Genomic DNA, 20,434 nt, shown 5'->3' on the forward strand with positions numbered 1-20,434 from the left:
CATGAGCCAGCCCAGTGACAACGCGGTCAGTGCGGGCAGCGCGGGCGGTGCCAGCGGCGCAGTCCACGCGGTCCGCGCGTACATCGAGACCCACCGCACCGCCTTCCTCGACGACCTCGCCGACTGGCTGCGTATCCCGTCCGTCTCGGCCCAGCCCGAGCACGCGCCCGACGTGCGGCGCAGCGCCGACTGGCTCGCCGCCCAGCTCAAGGACATCGGCTTCCCGACCTCCGAGGTCTGGCAGACACCTGGCGCACCCGCCGTCTTCGCCGAGTGGCCGTCGGACGACGCGGACGCGCCCACCGTCCTGGTCTACGGCCACCACGACGTACAGCCCGCGGCCCGCGAGGACGGCTGGGAGACCGACCCCTTCGAGCCGGTGATCCGCGGCAACCGCCTCTACGCGCGCGGCGCGGCCGATGACAAGGGTCAGGTCTTCTTCCACACCCTCGGCGTACGCGCCCACCTCGCCGCCACCGGCCGCACCACCCCCGCCGTCCACCTCAAGCTGCTGATCGAAGGCGAGGAGGAGTCCGGCTCCCCACACTTCCGCGCCCTGGTCGAAGAGCAGCGGGCCCGCCTCGCGGCGGACGTCGCGATCGTCTCGGACACCGGTATGTGGTCCGAGACCACCCCCACCGTCTGCACCGGCATGCGCGGCCTGGTCGAGTGCGAGATCGAGCTGCGCGGCCCGGACCAGGACGTCCACTCAGGCTCCTTCGGCGGTGCCGTCCCGAACCCGGCGACCGCCGCCGCCCGCCTGGTGGCGGCCCTGCACGACGACCACGCGCGCGTGGCGATCCCCGGCTTCTACGAGGGCATCACCCCGCTCACGGACCGCGAGCGCGAGCTGTTCGCCGAGCTCCCCTTCGACGAGGACGCGTGGCTGCGCACGGCCAGGTCGCACGCGGCTCACGGCGAGGACGGCTACACGACCCTGGAGCGCGTCTGGGCCCGCCCGACCGCCGAGGTCAACGGCATCGGCGGCGGCTACCAGGGCGCGGGCGGCAAGACGATCATCCCGTCGTCGGCGCTGCTGAAGCTCTCCTTCCGGCTGGTCGCGGGCCAGGACCCGCAGCACATCGAAGCGGCCGTACGCGACTGGGTGGCCGGGCAGATCCCGCCAGGCATCCGTCACACGCTGACCTTCACCGGCGCCACGCGCCCCTGTCTGACACCGCTGGAACACCCCGCCCTGCGGTCCGTCGCCCGGGCCATGGGCCGCGCCTTCGAACAGCCCGTCCGCTTCACCCGCGAGGGCGGCTCGGGCCCGGCCGCCGACCTTCAGGACGTCCTCGCCGCCCCCGTGCTGTTCCTGGGGATCTCCGTACCGTCCGACGGCTGGCACGCCCCGAACGAGAAGGTCGAGCTCGATCTGCTCCTCAAGGGCGTCGAAGCCACCGCCTACCTCTGGGGCGACCTCGCCGAGCACTGGCCCGCGCCCGCGGCCCCCTGAACCCGCGTAAGGCTCATGGAGCGCCACCCCGCACCCGCACCACCTGCCGAGAACCCATCCCATCGGGGGAGTTGCAAGCACCAGTGACCACCTGGACCGACCGCACCACCACGGACTCCACCACCACCGATCCCACCGTCGACGCCACCACCTCCGACACCACCCCCACCGCCGACGGGGCGCTGGACCGGCCCCTCTCGCTGACCGCACCAAGCGGCATCGACCGCGCGGCCCACCACCGCCTCGACGAGGCGTGGCTCGCCGCGGCCTGGAGCCACCCCACGACCCGCGTCTTCGTGGTCTCCGGTGGACAGGTGCTGATCGACGACACCCCCGACGGGCGTACGGAACTGGTGACCACCCCGGCCTTCGAGGCCCCGGTCACCGAGACCCACCGCTACTTCCTCGGTACGGACGAGGACGGCATCAGCTACTTCGCGCTCCAGAAGGACGTGCTGCCCGGCCGCATGGACCAGTCCGCGCGCCCCGCGGGCCTGCGCGAGGCGGGACTGCTGCTCTCGCCCAAGGACGCGGGTCTGATGGTGCACGCGGTGGCGCTGGAGAACTGGCAGCGCCTGCACCGCTTCTGCTCGCGCTGCGGCGAGCGCACGGCCATCGCGGCCGCCGGCCACATCCGCCGCTGCCCCGCGTGCGGTGCCGAGCACTACCCGCGTACCGACCCGGCCGTGATCATGCTGGTCACGGACGAGCACGACCGCGCGCTGCTCGGCCGCCAGGTGCACTGGCCGGAGGGCCGCTTCTCGACCCTGGCGGGCTTCGTCGAGCCCGGCGAGTCGATCGAGCACTCGGTCCGCCGCGAGGTCTGGGAGGAGGCGGGCGTGAAGGTCGGCGAGGTCGAGTACGTGGCCAGCCAGCCCTGGCCGTTTCCGTCCAGCTTGATGCTGGGCTTCATGGCACGGGCGACCTCGTCGGAGATCACGGTCGACGGCGAGGAGATCGAGGAGGCCCGCTGGTTCTCCCGTGACGAACTCGCCGCTGCCTTCGAGTCCGGCGAGGTCCTGCCGCCGTACGGCATCTCCATCGCGGCCCGGCTGATCGAGCTCTGGTACGGCAGGCCACTGCCCCGGCCCGTACCCTGACCCGGGAAACGGACGAGAGGCACCAAATGGCCGACTACCGCATCGAGACCGTCCGCACCGGCTACCGGAACTGGACGGCCCGTAACGACCGTGGCGCCGAGGTCCGGATGGCAGCCGCCGACGACGCGGGCGCCCAGCCGTCCTTCACGCCCGTCGAGCTGCTGCTCGCGGCACTGGGCGGCTGCGGCGGCCTGGTGCTCGACCGCACCGCCCGCGCCGTCGACCACGACGACCTGCGCATCGTCGTCGAGACCGTCCCGGCCGCCGCCGACGGCGACGACGGTGACGACGGCCGCGTCGGCAAGGTCCGTATCACCTACGAGCTCGACATCCCCGAGGACGCGAACGGCGGCCGCGCCGCCGAGGTCTTCGCCCGCGGAGTCCGCCTGACCCACGAAAAGCACTGCACGGTCAGCCGCACGGTGGAGCACGGCGCCCAGGTCGAGGCGATCCTCCCGGACGGCACCACCGGCTTCACCGGCGGCTGAGCACACGAAAGCCCCCGCACCAGGGCGGGGGCTCTCGCGGGGCGCGCGGGTTCAGCGCTCCGTAGGTACGCAGGCGCGCGGCCTCAGACGCCGACCTTCTGCTTGACCTGGGCCAACGACGGGTTCGTCAGCGTGGAACCGTCCGGGAAGAGCACGGTCGGTACCGTCTGGTTGCCGCCGTTCGCCTTCTCGACGAAGGCCGCGGAAGCAGGGTCCTGCTCGATGTTGATCTCCGTGTACGCGATGCCCTCGCGGTCCATCTGGCTCTTCAGCCGACGGCAGTAGCCGCACCAGGTGGTGCTGTACATCGTCACAGTGCCCTGCATGTCGTGGGTGCTCCTTGGGTGCGCTGGCGGACAGGGGGTGCGCTGGCGGATACCGGCGCGCACCTGACTGGAACGTACGGGACCCGGCCACCATTCCCGCATTAGTACGAACAATGCCGCTCCCCTGTGGACAACCGGCTCAGGGGTCCCGGGCGACCTGGCAGCATGGCAGGGTGACAGCAGCAACGCACTCCACTCTCTTCCCGCAGGTGCCGGATTCCCCCGACGCCGTGCTGGCCGGGCTCGACCCGGAGCAGCGCGAGGTCGCCACCGCCCTGCACGGGCCGGTGTGCGTCCTCGCGGGGGCGGGCACGGGCAAGACCCGCGCGATCACCCACCGGATCGCGTACGGCGTGCGTGCGGGCATCCTTCAGCCCGCGAGCGTGCTGGCCGTCACGTTCACCAACCGCGCCGCGGGCGAGATGCGCGGCCGACTGCGCCAGCTCGGCGCGCACGGCGTCCAGGCGCGTACGTTCCACTCCGCCGCGCTCCGCCAGCTCCAGTACTTCTGGCCCAAGGCGGTCGGCGGGCAGCTGCCGCGGCTGGTCGAACGGAAGGTCCAGCTGGTCGCCGAGGCCGCGGCCCGTTGCCGCATCCGCCTGGACCGCAACGAGCTGCGTGATGTGACGGGCGAGATCGAGTGGTCCAAGGTCACCCAGACCGTGCCCGCCGACTACCCGGCCGCGGCCGCCAAGGCGGGCCGCGACCTGCCCCGCGACGCGGCCGAGATCTCACAGATCTACGCGATGTACGAGCAGCTCAAGCAGGACCGCTCGGTCATCGACTTCGAGGACGTGCTGCTGCTCACCGTCGGTGTCCTACAGGACCGGTACGACATCGCCGAGCAGGTCCGCTCCCAGTACCAGCACTTCGTGGTGGACGAGTACCAGGACGTCAGCCCGCTCCAGCAGCGGCTGCTCGACCTGTGGCTCGGTGAGCGGGACAGCCTCTGCGTGGTCGGCGACGCCAGCCAGACGATCTACTCCTTCACCGGCGCGACCCCCGACCACCTGCTGAACTTCCGTAGCCGCTATCCCCAGGCGACGGTGGTGAAGCTGGTCCGCGACTACCGCTCCACCCCGCAGGTCGTCCAGCTCGCCAACGGCCTGCTCGCCCAGGCGCGCGGCCGCGCCGCCGAGCACCGCCTGGAGCTGCGCTCCCAGCGCGAGCCGGGCCCCGACCCGCGCTATACGGAGTACGCCGACGAGCCCGCCGAGGCCGAAGGCACCGCCCGCCGCATCCGGGACCTGATCGCCTCCGGCGTCCCGGCGGGCGAGATCGCCGTGCTCTTCCGTACGAACGGCCAGTCCGAGCTCTACGAGCAGGCGCTCGCCGACGCCGGTATCGCCTACCAGCTGCGCGGCGCCGAGCGGTTCTTCGAGCGCACCGAGGTGCGGGAGGCGGGCGCCGCGCTGCGGGGCGCGGCCCGTTTCGGAGCCAATGACGCCCTCCTGGACGACACGGTGGACGTGCCGTCCCAGGTCCGCGCGGTGCTCTCCACCAAGGGCTGGACGACCAAGCCGCCAGCCGGTTCTGGGGCGGTCCGGGACCGCTGGGAGTCGCTTGCGGCGTTGGTGCGGCTGGCTGAGGACTTCACCCGGGCCAAGCCCGACGCGACCCTGCCGGACCTGGTGGCGGAGCTGGACGAGCGCGCCGCCGCCCAGCACGCCCCCACCGTCCAGGGGGTCACCCTGGCCTCGCTGCACGCGGCCAAGGGCCTGGAGTGGGACGCCGTCTATGTCGTCGGCCTGACCGAAGGCATGATGCCGATCACCTACGCCAAGACCGACGAACAGGTCGAGGAGGAGCGCCGGCTCCTCTATGTCGGGGTGACCCGGGCCAGGCTGCACCTGTCGCTCTCCTGGTCGCTGTCCCGCTCGCCCGGTGGCCGTGCCTCGCGTCGCCCCAGCCGCTTCCTGAACGGCCTGCGGCCCGGCTCGGCTGCCACCGCCCCCGGCTCCGTCGGCGGCTCCGGCTCGGTTGAACGGGGCGGCGCGAGGCGGGCCAGGCGCGGGGCGCGTGGCCCGGTGTCCTGCCGGGTGTGCGGGCGGACCCTGACCGACGCGGGCGAGATGAAGCTGATGCGCTGCGAGGGCTGCCCGTCCGACATGGACGAAGGGATCTACGAGCGGCTGCGCGACTGGCGCGCGGACCGGGCGCGGCAGCTCGGGCAGCCCGCGTTCTGCGTCTTCACCGACAAGACGCTGATGGCGATCGCCGAGTCCGCGCCGGAGGCCGACGCCGAGCTTGCCCGCATCCCGGGAGTCGGGGTGCGCAAGCTCGATCGTTTCGGAGCCGATGTGCTGGCTATCTGCGCAGGTCAGGAGCTGGCTGGGGAGTCCACGGATGCCGTAGACGACGACTGATACAAACTCGTCGAAAAAATAGTTTGCGCCCGCCCCGACAATCCCCATAGGTTCTTAACCACGGGAACAGCGACTTCTCTGAAGCCCTGGCTCCGTGCTGTACTTGAAGACCTTCGGACCGCTCACAGCGGTCCCCGAGACGCCGAGAGGAGGCGAGCCCAGTGATCAACATCAACGCCAGCACCATCAAAATGACCGACGTCGATCGCTCGGTCGTCGCCACCTGCCCGCTCGGTATCTCGATCCAGGCCACCGGTCTGTCCGGCGTCAGCGCCGTGCGTCCGGAACCGCGCCCGGAGCTTCTCTCCCTTCTCCCGGTCCTGCCGGTCAGCGAGGGCAATGAGCGACCGACCAAGGCATCGGCGGCAGCAGTAGCAACGGCACAGGCACATGCCTACGCCTTTGCGGCAGCCGGTGCCGGATTCCGGAAGCAGACGACGCAGCAGTACATGTGGGCCTACCGCGGGCTCGAACCCTGGAGTGATCCAGCCTGATCCAGATCAGGCCGGCGCCTTCAGGGCCGCGGAACCCCACCCGGGATCCGCGGCCCTTCTGTTTTGCCCGAACGGGGAGGACGGAGCGAAGGGGCCATCGGACAAGCAGTACCTGGTACCAGCCGCCACCCGGCCAACCGGCCGGAACGACCAGACGAGGAAGACGCCACCGTGCAGACCGAAACGCACGCCCCGTCCGTACCGCCTTCAGAGACGAACCCGCCCCCTGGCCTGGAGAACCCCTTGACTTCGCTCAGCCCGCTCACTCCGCTCACCGCCCTCGACGACGCCATCGAGAACCTTGGCGAGCCCGTCCCGTGCCGTAGCTACGACCCGGAGGTCTTCTTCGCCGAGTCCCCGGCCGACGTCGAGTACGCCAAGTCCCTCTGCCGCACCTGCCCGCTGATGGAGGCCTGCCTCTCCGGCGCCAAGGAGCGGCGTGAGCCCTGGGGCGTCTGGGGCGGCGAGCTCTTCGTCCAGGGCGTGGTCGTCGCCCGCAAGCGGCCGCGTGGTCGCCCGCGCAAGAACCCGGTCGCCGCATGAACGCCGCCGGAACCATCGACCGCCCCCACACGCACGACCCCATGAAGCAGGCCCCGATGAAGCCCGTCAGCTGTGAGCCCGTCGGCTCCGCGACCCCCGATACCAGCCACACCGGTGCGAACGCCTCGCGCCAGAACAGGACCCGAGAAATGCAACTCCAACCAGAAGCCCTGGCCCGTGCGCATATGCACGACCAACTGCGCGCGGCCGAGACCGAGCGCCGGGCGTTGAGCCTGGTGACCGCCCGGCGGATGCAGCGCCGCGCCGAGCGCGCGTCGCTGCGGGCTCGCCGTGCCCTGGCCATGGCGGTCATGAACTGACCAGCACGCCCTGACGGCCCCCGGCACGGGGGCCGCTGAGCACCTGCCACACCACCCCGCGGGGGCCGCTACCGAACGGAGCGGCCCCCGCGGTGCGTTGCGCTCCCAGATCCGCCGTCGCGGCGATATCGTCGCCCAGTGAACCAGCCCACTCATCACCCTGCGCGGCAGCCGGGTGCCGAGAGCATCGTGTGTTCCCGCTGCGGCGCCGTGGCCGAAGGCCCCCAGCTGACCTGGACCTGCTCCGTCGAGAACGGCATCCGTCGCTACTTCTGCGACGACTGCGCCCGCGCCAACCTCAGAGCGATCGAAGGCAGACTCGACTCCCCCTGGTGGTGAGCCACCCGCCTCCGGCCCACACCGCGCGACGCGCTCAGGCCCCGGCGGCGGTGGCTTCCGCCTCCGGTCCGGCCTTGTCCGCCACTCCCGGCGCCTCAGCCAGGAACCCGGGCACCCACGCCTCCAGCTCGTCCCGCAGCCGCACCCGCGCGCCGAGTTGGCAGAGCACCCCGATCGTGCTGAGCGTCACACGGTGTATCAGCAGATACGCCGGCGGCAGATTCAGCTGCTTGCCCATCTGGTAGGCGGGGTTGCGGGGGTCACCGATCCGCGTCGCCTGCGCGCGCAGCCATTCCCGGCTGAAGTCGAACTCCTCGGCGTACACCGGCTCGATCATCGGCAGCAGGCAGTCCAGGACCTCGTTCGGGTCGAGCTCGATGGACTCCTTGATGAACCCCTCCTGGCGCAGCTTGCTGTACACCGCGTCGGCCTCACCGTCGATCGCCATGCGCAGCGATTCACCTATCGGCTGCGGCAGCCCGCCGGGGAGCCGGTCCACGGTGCCGAAGTCCATCACCCCCAGCTGCCACCCGTCCTCGCCTTCCGCGCCTATCGGCAGCAGCCGGAAGTTCCCCGGGTGAGGATCGGCGTGCAGCAGCCCGGTACGCGCGGGCCCCGAGAACAGGAACCGGGCCAGCAACTGCCCCGCACGGTCGCGCTGCTCGTCCGTGCCGTCAGTGATCACCTCGGCGAGTGGTATCCCGTCGATCCACTCCGTCACCAGCACCTGCTCCGCCTGGTGCACCACATCGGGCACCCGCACATCCGGGTCGGCGGCGAACTCCTCGGCGTGCGCCCGCTGAGCCTGGGCCTCCAGGCCGTAGTCGAGTTCTTCCGACACCCGGTCACGCAGCTCGGCGATGAGCGGCTTGATGTCCATCCCCGGAACGAGCGGCGCCAGCACCCGGGAGAACCGGGCGAGCTGGTTGAGGTCCGAGATCAGCGCCTCCCCAGCACCCGGGTACTGGACCTTGACCGCGACCTCCCGCCCGTCGTGCCAGACGGCCCGGTGCACCTGGCCGATGGACGCCGCGGCCGACGGCTTGTCCTCGAACTCCAGGAACCGCTCCCGCCAGTCGGTACCGAGCTGCTCCGTCAGCACCGAGTGGACCGTGCTGGTGGGCATCGGCGGCGCCGCTTCCTGCAGCTTGGTCAGCGCGGCCCGGTAGGGCCCGGCGACCTCCTCGGGAAGCGCGGACTCGAAAACGGACAGCGCCTGCCCCAATTTCATGGCGCCGCCCTTGAGCTCACCGAGCACCTTGAACAGCTGGTCCGCCGTGCGCTGTTGCAGCTCACGCCCCACGATCTCGGCCGACATGCCGCCGATCCGCTTGCCCAGACCCCATGTCGCCCGGCCTGCGATGCCGAGCGGCAGCGCGGCCAGCTTGGCGGTACGGGTGACCGCTTTCCGGGGTAGATCAGACATACGCCCCTCCAAAACCCAGACAGCCGCGCCCTGTCGGGCGGTTACCCGGCCATTGTCTCGTGCTGCTCCCGAACGTCATGGCTGCCCCCCTCACCACCCCCAGACGCTCCGCATCGACAGTCCGGATGCGCCTCCACTCGCCGCACCGACCAGGCCAGATCGGGCAGGGACGCTTCCCAACGCGCCCCCGTGCTCGCCGGTGACTCCCCGTCCAGAAAGGCCAGGGCGTGGCCCGCGACCAGCCCCGCCACCGCCGTCGACAGCGCGAGCTCACCAGAGGGCACGGGCCGCGACGGGCCCGAGCGCCACTGCGCCACCAGCCGCGGCCAGTCGGGATCACGCTCCGCACGGCCCAGTTCGAGGCAGTTCGCGCAGGCCGACGCGCCCGGCAGGACGAGCGGCCCCACCACGCCCGTGCCCTCGATCACCCCCGCGTACAGGTGAGGTGTCCCGGCCGCCATGAGGTGCTCGGCGGCGGCCGGATCGGGTGCGTATCCGTCCAGTCCCTCCCGCGGCGCCAGTACGACCAGCGAGAACCCGGGCTCCGTACGTGGCTGTCTGCCCGGCCCTGGCCCTGGCGCGGACGCCGAGCGCCCTGGCCGTATCAGCCGGGGGAGCCGGCCGGGTGCGCATCGACGCACCAGCCGTCGTGCGGCCTCCTCCCTGCGCCCCCCGACGGATTCCGGCGGCAGTCCGCCGGGCGCCACATCCCACGGCTCGACACAGCCGCCGTCCCGCACATCGACTCCGCCCACGCCCGCCCCGGCGAGCATCGCCGCCACCGCCGCGCCGACCCGCCCAAGCCCCCGGACCTGCACCCGCGTGGTGCGCCTGGCCGCCAGCCGCCCTAGCGCACCGCCCGGTTCACGGCTGACCATCGACAGCGCCGCCAGGTCCGGACGCAGCCGGTCCAGCGCGGGACCACCCCGCTCCCGCAACGCCTGCGCCGCCTCGCCCCCGCCGGTCGCGTCGTCCAGCAGACCCGCCGCGACCAGCCGTGCCAGCAACTGGTCCACCTGCCCGTCGGCCAGACCCATCCTGCTGGCCTCCTCGCGCAGCAACGGCAGCCCGCGGGTGCCGTCGAGCAGGTGCAGCAGCCTCGCCGTGGCGGTGTCCAGCGGTCCCAGCACTATCGCGTGTGCGGGCGTGACCCCGAACTGGGCGGTCCGCAGATCCCGCCAGCCGCGCCGCAGAGCGGGCTTCAGCATGGGATGCCTGATGGTGTTGTGCATGGTCGCTCCCCCGTGCATGGTGCGGATGTGCGTGCTCGCGCCTTACCTGCGATCCGCCTTCAGCTTGCCCGTCCGGCCGAGAGTCCGCGCGAAGTTATCCACAGGCGGTGGGTGATGGTCATACAAGCCATGCGTGTGGCCGGTCGATCGGTCGCGAACCCCCGCGGAGTGAGGACTTCCCCGGCTGCCAGCGGGTAACGTCAGGGCGTGCCCGCCGATCCACTGCATGCCGGAAGCCCGCAGCGCAGCGCGACAAGCCCGCCGCCACGCGGCTCAGCGGTGAGCGCGGTCGAGGTGCGCAGAAGCGCACGGCGACGGAGAACGGTCTCCGCGTACCGCGAGGGTGACCGCACCATCGTGCTCATCCCCGCCCGGATGTCCGAGGCGGAGGAACAACGCTGGGTGGGCGTCATGCTGGACAAGCTGGCCGCGCAAGAGAGCAAGCGGCTGCTCGGTGACGCCGAACTGGCCGAGCGCGCGGAGCAACTGTCCGAGCAGTACTTCGACAGCCGGGCCCGGCCCACCTCGGTCCGCTGGGTCACCAACCAGAACACCCGCTGGGGCTCGTGCACTCCTGCCGAAGGCAGCATCCGGCTCTCCCACCGGCTGCAGGGCATGCCCGAGTACGTCGTCGACTACGTCCTCCTGCACGAGCTGGCGCACCTGCTGGTGCCCGGGCACGGCGCCGGGTTCTGGCAGCTCCTTGAGGCGTACCCACGGACCGAGCGGGCCCGCGGATTCCTCGAAGGTGTGGTCGCGGCCGACCGGCTGCCGCATCTGCCCGCCGCACGCGACGAGTGAGACAGTCTGAGCGGCGGTCTGAGCGACGGTTCTGTACCGAGCATGTCCCGGCTTGGCTCGTTGTCGCTGCTTGCCGTTAGCCTGGCGTGCCGGGTTCACAGTCAGGAGTGGGGAACGGTAGGTACGCATGAGCAGGCAATTCCAACGAGGCCACAAGGCCAAAGTGAGCGACCTCACCGCAGGTACGGATCTGTACGTCGGTGTGCAGATCTCCGGTCCGGGGCTGACCTTCGACATCAGTTGCTTTGGTCTGGACGCCTCCGAGCAGCTCTCGGACGACCGCTACTTCATCTTCTTCAACCAGCCGAAGTCCCCCGAGGAGTCCCTGCAGTTGCTGGGAGCCCAGGCGGGTGACACCGAGTCGTTCCGAGTGACGCTCGACCGCGTTCCGCCGCAGATCCAGCGGCTGTCGTTCACCGCGACGCTCGACGGCGCGGGCCAGATGTCCCAGATCGGTCCCGGGTACATCCGGATCGTCGCGGGTGGCGAGGAGGTGGTCCGGTACTCCTTCGACGGCTCGGAGTTCTCCACCGAACGCGCCGTGATGCTGGGCGACTTCTATATGAAGGACGTCTGGCGGTTCGCCGCGATCGGTCAGGGCTTCGACGGCGGGCTCGAGGCGCTGCTGAAGAACTTCGGCGGCGAGGTCGCCGAGGAGGAACCGGCCGCTCCCCAGCAGCCGCAGGGCGCCGCCCCCGGCTTCGCCCCGCCAGCACAGGCCGCTGCTCCCGCCCCGTCCTTCGGCGCGCCCGCCCAGCCCGCCCCAGCGGCGCCCGTACCCGGACAGCCCGCCGCACCGCCTCCGGCACAGGCCCCCCCGGCGCCCGCGCCCGCTCCCGCCGCACCGGACATGCACGGCGCGCCGACGATGATGGCTGTGCCGCTGGCCCCCCAGGGCGGCGCCACGCCGCCGCCCTCGCCGCCACCTCCCGCCCCGTACGGCCAGCCGCCCCAGCAGCCGCAGTTCGGCCAGGCCCCGGGCCAGCCCCCGGCCCCCACCCCAGCCCCGGCCCCGTACGGACAGCCCCAGGGGATGCCACCGCAGCAGATGCCGCAGCAGATGCCGCAGGGTGCGCCTCACGGGATGCCCCAGGGAATGCCCCAGGGCCCTGGCGCCGGACTCGGCGTCACGTTGGAGAAGTACCGCGAGGCGCCCACCGGCCAGCGCTGGGCCCTGCAGAACGGCCAACTCGCCCGCGCCGACCTCGGCGTCGACCCGCAACCCGTCCTCGCCCGGCAGGGCAGCATGGTCCTCTACCAGGGCAAGGTCGACTTCAGTTACAAGGGCGCCGGATTCAGCGGCCGTATCACCGGCAACGCCACCGGCCAGGAAATGCAGCTCATGCGCTGCACCGGCGGCGGTCAGGTGTTCTTCGCCGAGGACGCCGCGTATCTGCACCCCATCGAGCTCCAGGGCGACGCGATCTGCGTCTCCGCGGAGAACGTCCTCGCCTTCGACGAGGCGCTGCAGCACGAGGTGCGCCGCATCGAGGGCCACGGCATCCCCGGTGGCGCGCTCTACACCATGCAGTTCCAGGGCACCGGCACCGTCGTCGTGAAGACCAAGGGCACCCCGGTCGTCCTCCCGGTCACCCCGACGACCTTCGCGGACGCCGACGCCGTGGTCGCCTGGTCGGCCGCCTCACAGGTGATCGTCTCCAGCCAGGTGCGGCTGCGCCGACAGGCCTACCCCGGACACAGCGGCGAGAGCGTGAACCTTCAGTTCCGCGGCGCGCCCGGCAACTTCATCGTCGTCCAGCCCTACGAGGTCTGAGGAGCCCGTCATGACTCAGCAGCCGATCGCGGGCTTCGCCCCGACCCCACCTGCCCAGCGCATGGAGAACCACGGCAGCAACATGCTCAAGGTCGCCATGCAGAGCGGCCACGACCTCTTCGCCCGCACCGGCTCGATGGTCGCGTACGAGGGCTTTGTGCAGTACGAGCCCAATCCGCCCGCCGTCCGTCAGATGGCCTCCCAGTGGCTCACCGGAGAAGGCGCCCCGCTGATGCGCTGCCACGGTGACGGACTGCTCTACCTCGCGGACTACGGAGCCGATGTCGTCGTCCTCAACCTGGCGGGCGACAGCCTCTCCGTCAATGGCACCAACGTGCTGGCCTTCGACGCCCAGCTCCAGTGGCAGGTCGAGCGGGTCAAGGGCATGGCCAAGTTCGCCGGACAGGGGCTGTTCAACGTCTCGATCTCGGGCACCGGCTGGGTCGCTCTGACCTCCCGCGGCATCCCGATCGTGGTCGACTGCGGCCGCGGCGAGGACGAGACCTATGTCGACCCGGACGCCCTCGTCGCCTGGTCCACGAACCTCAAGGTCAAGGGCAAGCGCAGCTTCAAGGCCTCATCGATCATCGGCCGCGGCAGCGGCGAGGCCTACCAGCTGGGCTTCTCGGGCCAGGGGTTCGTCGTCGTACAGCCCAGCGAGGACAGCGCCGACCGCCTCCGGGCACGCGGCTGAGGGGAGCGAACACACCATGCAGAGCCCGCTTTTCGCACACACAGAGGTCCAGAGCCAGGACCGCTACGCGCTCCAGAACGACAAACTGCTGCGCGTCTCCCTGAACGGCCACGAGGACATCCTGGCCCGCCAGGGCAGCATGGTCGCCTATCAGGGGATGCTCGAGTTCGACGGCGAGTACCAGACCGGCGGCCAGCAGCGGGCCCGCGCCATGACGGGCGAGGGCCTGAGCCTGATGCGCTGCTCAGGGCAGGGCACCGTCTACCTCGCCAATCTCGCCCAGAGCATCCACATCGTCGATGTGGATCACGATGGTCTGACCGTCGACGGCGCCTACGTCCTGGCCCTGGACTCGCATCTGCACTGGGACGTCATCAACGTCGACAGCCAGTACGGGATCTCCGGCTCCGGCAAGTACAACCTGGCCATCAGCGGACAGGGCAAGGTGGCCCTGATGACCTCGGGGCAGCCCCTGATGATGCAGGTGACACCCGAGAAGTACGTCAACGCCGACGCTGACGCGGTGGTTGCCTGGTCCACGTCGCTGCGGGTGCAGATGCAGTCCCAGACGAGCTCGTCCGGCGTCTGGCGCCGCCGTGGCAACACGGGGGAGGGCTGGGAGCTCAGCTTTATGGGGCAGGGCTTCGCCCTCGTCCAGCCCAGCGAGATGCTGCCGCCGCAGAACGCGATGGTTCAGGGGCAGGGCCTGGCCGCGCAGTTCGGCATGGGCCAGCAGGGCGTACACGGCCAGAACCAGGGCAACGCCTGGAGCTGACCCCACCGGGGGCGAACACGTAGGTCGAACGAGGTAGGTCGAACGAGGTGAGGTAAGGGGCGGTCGCATGGGCGACCGCCCCTTACCCATGCCCCCTACGCCTCAAGGCGTGCGCGCGCGGCCGCCACCAGCCGCAGTACCGACGCGTCGCTCACATCGGCCACCTCGTCGTGGGCGAACCAGCGCAGATCCAACGACTCCTCGCTGATCTCCGCGACCGCACCGGCCGGAGCCAGCGCGGCGTACTGCACATCGAGGTGCCAGTGACAGGGCGCCGGGATCGGATGCCGGTCCAGCGTCACCGGGCCACCGGGCAGCAGAGTCAGCCCGGAGATTCCCGACTCCTCGGTGGCCTCGCGCAACGCGGCGTCGGCGAGGGTGGCGTCCTGGGGTTCGCAGTGTCCGCCCATCTGCAGCCACATCCGCAGCTTCTTGTGCAGGGTCAGCAGGACGCGCCCCCGCGCGTGGTCGATGACCAGGGCGCTCGCCGTCAGATGCCCGGACTCGCAGGACTTCCACATGCCGTCCGGGTGGGCGGCCAGATGGTCGAGATAGATCCGGGTCAGCTCTTCCTGGTCCTCGTAGCCCTTCAGTACGAGGACGGCGTCGTCGTGCAGGCTCACTCGCTGTCGTCGCCCTTGCCGTCGTCGCCCTTGCCGTCGTCGCCCTTGCCGTCGTCGCCCTTGCCGTCGTCGTCCTTCTTGAGGTCCGGCTTCTCGGCGTCAGGCTTGGCCTTGGGGCCGCCGCCCGCCGCCTCGCCGAGCATCTTGTCCAGCTCGGAGAAGTCCAGCTGCTCGTGGTGGACGAAGCCGTCCGGGTCGTCCAGGTCCTGGGCGGTCGGCAGCATGTCCGGGTGCTCCCACAGGTGGTCCCGGCCGTCCACCCCGCGCGCGTCGGTCAGCGACGCCCACAGCCGCGAAGCGTCCCGCAGTCGACGCGGCCGCAGTTCGAGCCCGATCAGCGTCGCGAACGTCTGCTCCGCCGGGCCGCCGGTGGCACGGCGCCTGCGCAGCGTCTCGCGCAGCGCCGAAGCCGAGGTCAGCCGGTCCTTGGCGGCCTCGTGCACCACCGCGTCCACCCAGCCCTCGACCAGCGCGAGCGCCGTCTCCAGACGGGCCAGGGCGGCCTTCTGCTCCGGGGTGTCCTCGGGCTGGAACATGCCCTGCTGCAGCGCGCTCTGCAGCTCCTCGGGGTTCTGCGGGTCGAACTGGCCAACCACGTCCTCCAGCTTGGAGGTGTCAACCTTGATGCCGCGCGCGTAGCCCTCGACCGCGCCGAACAGATGCGAGCGCAGCCACGGCACATGGGCGAAGAGCCGCTGGTGGGCCGCCTCGCGCAGGGCCAGATACAGCCGCACCTCGTCCTGCGGCACACTCAGGTCCTTGCCGAACGCCGCGATGTTGACCGGAAGCAGCGCGGCCTTGCCCGCCGGGCCCAGCGGGAGCCCGATGTCGGTCGAACCGACCACCTCGCCCGCGAGTACGCCCACGGCCTGCCCGATCTGCTGGCCGAACATCGCGCCGCCCATGGAGCGCATCATCCCGAGCAGCGGGCCCGCCATGGCCTGCATCTCCTCGGGCAGTACGTCACCCATCGCGGCCCCGACCCGCTCAGCCACCGGGTCGACCAGCTCCTGCCACACCGGCAGCGTCGCCTCGACCCACTCGGCGCGGGACCAGGCCACCGCCGTACCGGCCCCGGAGGGCAGCGACGTCACGCCGTCCAGCCACAGGTCCGCGAGGCGTACGGCCTCCTCGACACCGGAGCGCTCGGCCGGGCTGACGCTCGCGTCCTTGGTGCCGTCAGCGGTGCCCTGGGAAACCGTCTGGCGGGCGATCTGCTTGGCCATGTCCCAGTTCACCGGGCCGCCCTCGTACGACAGCATCTGGCCCAGCTGCTGGAAGGCGGCGCCCAGGTCGTTCGGGTTCATGGAGCCGAACATCGCGGCGAAGGGATTGTCGCCACCGGCGCCACCCGCACCACCGAAGCCGAACGGCCCCGCCGGGCCACCGGCGCCCTGCCCCCCACCGGGGGTGTCCTTCTTCTTGCCCTCGTCGCCGTCGTCCGGCTCCTCCGGCGGAAGGCCGAATCCGAATGGGGTGTCACTCACGGGAATCCTCGGCTCGTAGGGCCGTCGACCGACTGGCCGACGGCGGCTGCCCGACTTTCGCCACCCAGCGTAGACACCCGAGCAGCTTCGGGGCTCGGTGCTCCGCTGCCTCGCGGGCTGCGGCAGGATGGACGCCACCTGGTACGTACGTGACTTTCACGTACGTACTGAAGACAACCGCTGGAGACGCCCGGTGAGTTCCCCAGATCCGCAGGTTCGCGCAGCGCGAAACCACTCAACTATTACCCACGCGACATCCGGCCACCAGCCCTCGGCCGAGCCACCGCGCTCCGGCGGCTCTGTGCCCGCGCGTGGCCCGGTCGTGGCCGTGACGGGTGCCGCGTCCGGGGTCGGCGCGCTCCTGACCGAGCGCCTCGCCGCATCCGACGAGATCAAGCAGGTCATGGCCATCGACGAACGGAGAGGGGAGTGCGCGGCGGCGCAGTGGCACATCCTCGACGTCCGCGATCCAGCCATTGCCGAGAAGCTGCGCGGCGCGGACGTGGTCGTGCACCTCGCCGTCGATCTCGACCTGGACACCGACCCCGCGGCCCGTACGGCCTACAACGTCCGGGGAACCCAGACCGTGCTCACCGCCGCGGCGGCGGCCGGGGTGCACCGGGTGGTGCTGTGCACATCGGCGATGGTCTACGGGGCCCACCCGGAGAACGAGCTGCCGCTCGCCGAGGACGCCGAGCTGCGCGCGACCGCGGAGGCCACCGGTGTGGCCGATCTCCTGGAGATCGAGCGCCTGGCCCGCCGCGCCCCCCGCGCGCACCCCGGGCTCAATGTCACCGTGCTGCGGCCCACCGTTCTGGTGGGCGGCACCGACACGGCGCTGACCCGTTACTTCGAGTCGCCGCGCCTGCTGGTCGTGGCCGATTCACGCCCTGTGTGGCAGTTCTGCCACGTCGAGGACCTGTGCAGCGCCCTGGAGTACGCCGTGCTCGAGAAGGTCGAGGGCGAACTGGCCGTCGGCTGCGACGGATGGCTGGAGCAGGAGGAGGTCGAGGAGCTCAGCGGAATCCGCCGTATGGAGCTGCCCTCAGCGGTCGCCCTGGGAGCCGCCGCCCGGCTGCACCGCATCGGCCTCACTCCGTCACCCGCTGGTGACCTGGCGTACACGATGCACCCCTGGGTGGTCAGCGTCACCGGCCTGCACGACGCGGGCTGGCGGCCGCGGTGGACCAACGAGGAGGTCCTCGCGGAGCTGCTCGAAGAGGTCGCCGGGCGGCACACCGTCGCCGGTCGGCGGCTGGGCCGCAAGGACGCGACGGCCGCGGGTGCGGCGGGTGCGACGGTCGCGCTGCTGGGCACCGCCGCGCTGGTGCGCAAGGTCCGCAAGCGGCGCGGCATGTAGCGGCGTCCGCGGGGAATTCTGTAGGAGGCTCCATAGGCCGGGACCGCAGGCCGGTCGAAAGCGCTATTCCACGATGTCAGTCCCGTACGGCACCATGGTCCACATGGCAGCAGCACGGTATGACCACTCCGGCGAGCAGGCAGCACAGGACCCGATCCGGCTGCTTGCCATCCGCGACACCCCGCTCTCGCTCGACGAGGTCTTCAAGGCCGCCGGTGACGACGCCGCGGGTGGCACCGCGCTCTTCGTGGGCACGGTGCGTAACCACGACGGCGGCGCAGACGTCGACGCGCTCGGCTACTCCTGCCATCCCTCAGCCGAGGCCGAGCTGCGCCGGGTGGCCGAGAAGGTCGTCGCCGAGCACCCGGTGCGCGCGCTGGCCGCCGTGCACCGGGTAGGCGACCTGGTGGTCGGCGACCTCGCCGTGGTCGTCGCCGTGTCCTGCCCGCACCGGGCCGAGGCCTTCGCCGCCTGCCGTCAGCTGATAGACGACCTCAAGCACGAGGTGCCGATCTGGAAGCACCAGACGTTCTCGGACGGCACAGATGAATGGGTCGGCGCGTAGCGCTGTCGTTGAGGGGTGGTGGTCGGGCGACGGGAGGGCGGGTGGGCGCCTGCTGCGCCGGATGGCCGCCCACCTCTGGCCGGGCTTCCGGTTGCGTAACCGGAAGACGACGGTGAGCGTTGACTGTGCGGAGGGTTTATCTGCTGATCAGTCGGTTGCGTTCGCTCAGGGGGTCGGGAGGACGGCGTGGCAGTACTTGCGTGGTTGCTGATTCCGCTGGTCGCTGCGGTTGGCGCCGGGATGTGGGGTAGCTGGGCGGCCAGCCATCGCCGCACGGGCGATGGCGCGGAGCTCGACGGATACGCGCGGTTCCGGGCGGCCATGGAGAAGCCGGAATCGGGCTCGGACGCCGGCTGAGGCGCGCCGTGGGGCCCGGCGCGGAGCGCGGCAGCCGACCACCGACGGACCGGCCCCGACCGTGCGCGCGCAGGCCTGTCCCGTACTGTCATTCCATGCCACGCCGCACCGCGACGATGCTCGCCTCGACCTTGATGCTGATCGCCCTGTTGATCGCGGGACTGCTCATCCAGACGCCGTACTCGGAGATGAGCCCGGGACCGACGGAGAACACCCTGGGTGAGAAGCGCGGCGAGCCGGTCATCAAGATCACCGGACGTGAGTCCTACGAGACGACCGGCAATCTCAACATGACCACCGTCCGGGTCACCAGCGCCGACTACACGATGACCCTGTTCAAGGCGCTCTACGGCTGGCTGGCGGACGACAACCTCGTGGTGCCGCACGACACGCTCTACCCCGACGGCAAGACGGAGGAGGAGTCGACCCAGGAGAATGCCGAGGAGTTCACGCAGTCCCAGGAGTCCGCCAAGGTCGCGGCCCTGCGGGAGCTGGACATCCCCGTGCAGTCCCAGGTGGTCGTCGCCACGGTCGTCAAGGACAGTCCCTCCCAGGGAAAGCTGCACGCGGGCGATGTGATCAAGAACGTGGACGGTACGGCGGTGCAGGAGCCGTCGGACGTGGCGAAGCTGGTCACCAAGCACCAGCCGGGTGAGGACGTCTCCTTCACCATCGTCCCGGCCAAGGAGGCGGCCGCCGCCGAGAAGGAAGACCGGGAGCCCACGGAGACCAAGCAGGTCACCATCACCACGCAGAAGGCCGAGGACGACGACCGCGCGCTCGTCGGCATCCGGGCGGGCCTGGACTACACGTACCCGTTCACCATCGACATCACGCTGCCCGACGTGGGCGGACCCAGCGCGGGCCTGATGTTCGCGCTCGGCATCGTCGACAAGCTGACGCCCGATGACCTCACCGGCGGAAAGTTCGTCGCCGGGACCGGCACCATCGACGAGGACGGCAAGGTCGGCCCGATCGGCGGGATCGGGATGAAGACCGTGGGCGCGCGCGACAGCGGCGCCGAGTACTTCCTCACCCCCGAGGACAACTGCACCAACGCTCTCAAGAACGTCCCCGACGGGCTCACCCTGGTCAAGGTCAAGACGATCGACGACGCGCGGAAGTCCGTCGAGGACATCGCCAAGGGCAAGATCTCCGAGCTGCCCCAGTGCACCAAGGGCTAGCCCGAGCCCGAAGGCCAGCCAGAGAGCCAGAAAGCTAGAGCCGGAGAGCCGGAGAGCCGGAGAGCCGGAGAGCTAGAGAGTCGGCAGGCCGGAAAGTGGCGGTCTACGCGGCAGGAGGAACCCGCCGGGTACACCGCCACCCGCTACGAGGCGAACGTCCTATGAGGCGAACGTCGCGGCCAGCGCGTCGGCGAGCCCCGGGACCAGGTCCGCCCCGGTGAGCACCTCGGTGGGGGAGTCCTTCTCGCGCAGCCGCAGCGCCGACTCGCGCGCGCCGTCCCGGAGCACTGCGACCGTCATCCGGACCTCCTGGCGGTCCGGGTGCTTGGCGACCCATTTGGCGAGCTGCGCCTCGCTCAGTCCGTCCGGCACCGAGGCCTCAGCGGACGGCGGCAGCATCATCCGCTCCACGGTGAGGGCGCAGCCAGCGACCGCGTCGGGCCAGGCGATGGTGCCGAGGAACTCGTCCAGAGGGCTCCCGGCCGGGAGCTCCTCCTGCTCGATGGGGGTGAGGCTGGCGGCGGACTCGTCGCCGGTCAGGCCGAGGCGCTCGGCGAGTCCCGGCTCCTGGGTACGCAGCCGCGCACTGTCGACAAGGGCGAACAGCCGCGCGGGCTGATCCCAGCCGAGTCCGGCGATGTAGTCGTCGATCTCGAGCACGGCACGGGTGAGTGGGCTCGCGGCCATCGGGGGACCGGAGGGGGAATGGTTGGGCATAACCCAC

General features: G+C 71.0%; 22 protein-coding genes. 16 read left to right on the forward strand and 6 right to left on the reverse strand.

What is annotated here, in order from left to right:
- The first annotated feature begins 1 nt into the window (after nucleotide 1).
- The 3 genes from GCN81_RS19815 to GCN81_RS19825 all read left to right on the forward strand — a co-directional run bounded on the left by GCN81_RS19815 (nucleotide 2) and on the right by GCN81_RS19825 (nucleotide 3,044).
- Nucleotides 2-1,456 (forward strand): dipeptidase, encoded by a 1,455-nt coding sequence (locus GCN81_RS19815; RefSeq protein ID WP_156725946.1) that lies wholly within the window; start codon nucleotides 2-4, stop codon nucleotides 1,454-1,456.
- A gap of 182 nt (nucleotides 1,457-1,638) precedes the next feature.
- Nucleotides 1,639-2,556 (forward strand): NAD(+) diphosphatase, encoded by a 918-nt coding sequence (nudC, locus tag GCN81_RS19820; protein ID WP_156726292.1) that lies wholly within the window; start codon nucleotides 1,639-1,641, stop codon nucleotides 2,554-2,556.
- Between the two features lie 26 nt (nucleotides 2,557-2,582).
- The gene (locus GCN81_RS19825) at nucleotides 2,583-3,044 is read left to right on the forward strand and encodes an OsmC family protein (protein WP_156725947.1); all 462 of its coding nucleotides are present in this window, start codon (nucleotides 2,583-2,585) and stop codon (nucleotides 3,042-3,044) included.
- Nucleotides 3,045-3,127: 83 nt separating this feature from the next.
- Here the strand turns inward: GCN81_RS19825 and GCN81_RS19830 are convergent, their stop codons facing one another.
- Nucleotides 3,128-3,370, reverse strand: coding sequence for a mycoredoxin (locus tag GCN81_RS19830; protein ID WP_156725948.1), 243 nt, complete (start codon nucleotides 3,368-3,370; stop codon nucleotides 3,128-3,130).
- 113 nt (nucleotides 3,371-3,483) lie between these two features.
- Here GCN81_RS19830 and GCN81_RS19835 point away from each other — a divergent pair, with 113 nt between their 5' ends.
- The 5 genes from GCN81_RS19835 (at nucleotide 3,484) to GCN81_RS19855 (ending at nucleotide 7,432) form a co-directional block, all read left to right on the forward strand.
- Nucleotides 3,484-5,736, forward strand: a complete 2,253-nt coding sequence (locus GCN81_RS19835) for an ATP-dependent DNA helicase UvrD2 (RefSeq protein ID WP_156725949.1) — start codon at nucleotides 3,484-3,486, stop codon at nucleotides 5,734-5,736.
- A gap of 161 nt (nucleotides 5,737-5,897) precedes the next feature.
- Nucleotides 5,898-6,230 (forward strand): hypothetical protein, encoded by a 333-nt coding sequence (locus tag GCN81_RS19840; RefSeq protein WP_156725950.1) that lies wholly within the window; start codon nucleotides 5,898-5,900, stop codon nucleotides 6,228-6,230.
- 171 nt (nucleotides 6,231-6,401) lie between these two features.
- Nucleotides 6,402-6,773, forward strand: a complete 372-nt coding sequence (locus tag GCN81_RS19845) for a WhiB family transcriptional regulator (protein WP_156725951.1) — start codon at nucleotides 6,402-6,404, stop codon at nucleotides 6,771-6,773.
- Complete coding sequence (locus tag GCN81_RS19850; protein ID WP_156725952.1) at nucleotides 6,770-7,093, forward strand: hypothetical protein; 324 nt, start codon at nucleotides 6,770-6,772, stop codon at nucleotides 7,091-7,093. The genes GCN81_RS19845 and GCN81_RS19850 overlap by 4 nt, the downstream gene beginning before the upstream one ends.
- A 138-nt stretch (nucleotides 7,094-7,231) precedes the next feature.
- Nucleotides 7,232-7,432: a hypothetical protein gene (locus GCN81_RS19855; protein WP_156725953.1), complete on the forward strand. Its 201-nt coding sequence runs from the start codon at nucleotides 7,232-7,234 to the stop codon at nucleotides 7,430-7,432.
- 34 nt (nucleotides 7,433-7,466) lie between these two features.
- Here GCN81_RS19855 and GCN81_RS19860 read toward each other — a convergent pair whose 3' ends face one another.
- The gene (locus GCN81_RS19860) at nucleotides 7,467-8,858 is read right to left on the reverse strand and encodes an ABC1 kinase family protein (RefSeq protein ID WP_156725954.1); all 1,392 of its coding nucleotides are present in this window, start codon (nucleotides 8,856-8,858) and stop codon (nucleotides 7,467-7,469) included.
- Nucleotides 8,859-8,899: 41 nt separating this feature from the next.
- A complete protein-coding gene (locus tag GCN81_RS19865; RefSeq protein ID WP_156725955.1) occupies nucleotides 8,900-10,090 on the reverse strand; it encodes a ThiF family adenylyltransferase in 1,191 nt (396 codons plus the stop codon).
- A 207-nt stretch (nucleotides 10,091-10,297) separates the two neighbouring features.
- Here GCN81_RS19865 and GCN81_RS19870 point away from each other — a divergent pair, with 207 nt between their 5' ends.
- The 4 genes from GCN81_RS19870 (at nucleotide 10,298) to GCN81_RS19885 (ending at nucleotide 14,134) form a co-directional block, all read left to right on the forward strand.
- Complete coding sequence (locus GCN81_RS19870) at nucleotides 10,298-10,891, forward strand: M48 metallopeptidase family protein (protein ID WP_156725956.1); 594 nt, start codon at nucleotides 10,298-10,300, stop codon at nucleotides 10,889-10,891.
- A 127-nt stretch (nucleotides 10,892-11,018) separates the two neighbouring features.
- Nucleotides 11,019-12,665, forward strand: a complete 1,647-nt coding sequence (locus GCN81_RS19875; protein ID WP_156725957.1) for a TerD family protein — start codon at nucleotides 11,019-11,021, stop codon at nucleotides 12,663-12,665.
- 10 nt (nucleotides 12,666-12,675) lie between these two features.
- Entirely contained in the window at nucleotides 12,676-13,359 is a 684-nt protein-coding gene (locus GCN81_RS19880; protein ID WP_156725958.1) for an AIM24 family protein, read from the forward strand.
- A gap of 16 nt (nucleotides 13,360-13,375) precedes the next feature.
- The gene (locus GCN81_RS19885; RefSeq protein WP_156725959.1) at nucleotides 13,376-14,134 is read left to right on the forward strand and encodes an AIM24 family protein; all 759 of its coding nucleotides are present in this window, start codon (nucleotides 13,376-13,378) and stop codon (nucleotides 14,132-14,134) included.
- Between the two features lie 95 nt (nucleotides 14,135-14,229).
- On the opposite strand, the gene GCN81_RS19890 is transcribed toward GCN81_RS19885, so the two are convergent.
- Both GCN81_RS19890 and GCN81_RS19895 read right to left on the reverse strand, forming a co-directional pair.
- Nucleotides 14,230-14,757, reverse strand: coding sequence for an NUDIX hydrolase (locus GCN81_RS19890; protein ID WP_156725960.1), 528 nt, complete (start codon nucleotides 14,755-14,757; stop codon nucleotides 14,230-14,232).
- Nucleotides 14,754-16,244, reverse strand: a complete 1,491-nt coding sequence (locus tag GCN81_RS19895) for a zinc-dependent metalloprotease (protein ID WP_156725961.1) — start codon at nucleotides 16,242-16,244, stop codon at nucleotides 14,754-14,756. The genes GCN81_RS19890 and GCN81_RS19895 overlap by 4 nt, the downstream gene beginning before the upstream one ends.
- Before the next feature lie 193 nt (nucleotides 16,245-16,437).
- On the opposite strand from GCN81_RS19895, the gene GCN81_RS19900 reads away from it, so the two are divergent.
- From GCN81_RS19900 to GCN81_RS19910, 4 genes are all read left to right on the forward strand, one after another.
- A complete protein-coding gene (locus tag GCN81_RS19900; RefSeq protein WP_156725962.1) occupies nucleotides 16,438-17,604 on the forward strand; it encodes an SDR family oxidoreductase in 1,167 nt (388 codons plus the stop codon).
- A gap of 103 nt (nucleotides 17,605-17,707) precedes the next feature.
- A complete protein-coding gene (locus GCN81_RS19905; protein WP_156725963.1) occupies nucleotides 17,708-18,169 on the forward strand; it encodes a molybdenum cofactor biosynthesis protein MoaE in 462 nt (153 codons plus the stop codon).
- A 186-nt stretch (nucleotides 18,170-18,355) separates the two neighbouring features.
- Nucleotides 18,356-18,526 carry a hypothetical protein gene (locus tag GCN81_RS31960; RefSeq protein ID WP_197287712.1) on the forward strand — a complete coding sequence of 57 codons (171 nt, stop codon included), beginning with the start codon at nucleotides 18,356-18,358 and terminating at the stop codon, nucleotides 18,524-18,526.
- A 95-nt stretch (nucleotides 18,527-18,621) separates the two neighbouring features.
- Nucleotides 18,622-19,710, forward strand: coding sequence for a YlbL family protein (locus tag GCN81_RS19910; RefSeq protein ID WP_156725964.1), 1,089 nt, complete (start codon nucleotides 18,622-18,624; stop codon nucleotides 19,708-19,710).
- A gap of 159 nt (nucleotides 19,711-19,869) precedes the next feature.
- Here the strand turns inward: GCN81_RS19910 and GCN81_RS19915 are convergent, their stop codons facing one another.
- Complete coding sequence (locus tag GCN81_RS19915) at nucleotides 19,870-20,427, reverse strand: PPA1309 family protein (protein WP_156725965.1); 558 nt, start codon at nucleotides 20,425-20,427, stop codon at nucleotides 19,870-19,872.
- Nucleotides 20,428-20,434: the final 7 nt, after the last annotated feature.

Origin of the sequence: Streptomyces apocyni, from assembly GCF_009739465.1 — a bacterium.
Lineage (GTDB): Bacteria > Actinomycetota > Actinomycetes > Streptomycetales > Streptomycetaceae > Streptomyces > Streptomyces apocyni.

Coding starts and splice junctions, on each gene's coding strand:
- GCN81_RS19905 (WP_156725963.1), top strand. CDS start 17,708: ATGGCAGCAGCACGGTATGACCACTCCGGCGAGCAGGCAGCACAGGAC.
- GCN81_RS19880 (WP_156725958.1), top strand. CDS start 12,676: ATGACTCAGCAGCCGATCGCGGGCTTCGCCCCGACCCCACCTGCCCAG.
- GCN81_RS19825 (WP_156725947.1), top strand. CDS start 2,583: ATGGCCGACTACCGCATCGAGACCGTCCGCACCGGCTACCGGAACTGG.
- GCN81_RS19865 (WP_156725955.1), bottom strand. CDS start 10,090: ATGCACAACACCATCAGGCATCCCATGCTGAAGCCCGCTCTGCGGCGC.
- GCN81_RS19860 (WP_156725954.1), bottom strand. CDS start 8,858: ATGTCTGATCTACCCCGGAAAGCGGTCACCCGTACCGCCAAGCTGGCC.
- GCN81_RS19830 (WP_156725948.1), bottom strand. CDS start 3,370: ATGCAGGGCACTGTGACGATGTACAGCACCACCTGGTGCGGCTACTGC.
- GCN81_RS19910 (WP_156725964.1), top strand. CDS start 18,622: ATGCCACGCCGCACCGCGACGATGCTCGCCTCGACCTTGATGCTGATC.
- GCN81_RS19815 (WP_156725946.1), top strand. CDS start 2: ATGAGCCAGCCCAGTGACAACGCGGTCAGTGCGGGCAGCGCGGGCGGT.
- GCN81_RS19850 (WP_156725952.1), top strand. CDS start 6,770: ATGAACGCCGCCGGAACCATCGACCGCCCCCACACGCACGACCCCATG.
- GCN81_RS19875 (WP_156725957.1), top strand. CDS start 11,019: ATGAGCAGGCAATTCCAACGAGGCCACAAGGCCAAAGTGAGCGACCTC.
- GCN81_RS19835 (WP_156725949.1), top strand. CDS start 3,484: ATGCCGCTCCCCTGTGGACAACCGGCTCAGGGGTCCCGGGCGACCTGG.
- GCN81_RS19915 (WP_156725965.1), bottom strand. CDS start 20,427: ATGCCCAACCATTCCCCCTCCGGTCCCCCGATGGCCGCGAGCCCACTC.
- GCN81_RS19885 (WP_156725959.1), top strand. CDS start 13,376: ATGCAGAGCCCGCTTTTCGCACACACAGAGGTCCAGAGCCAGGACCGC.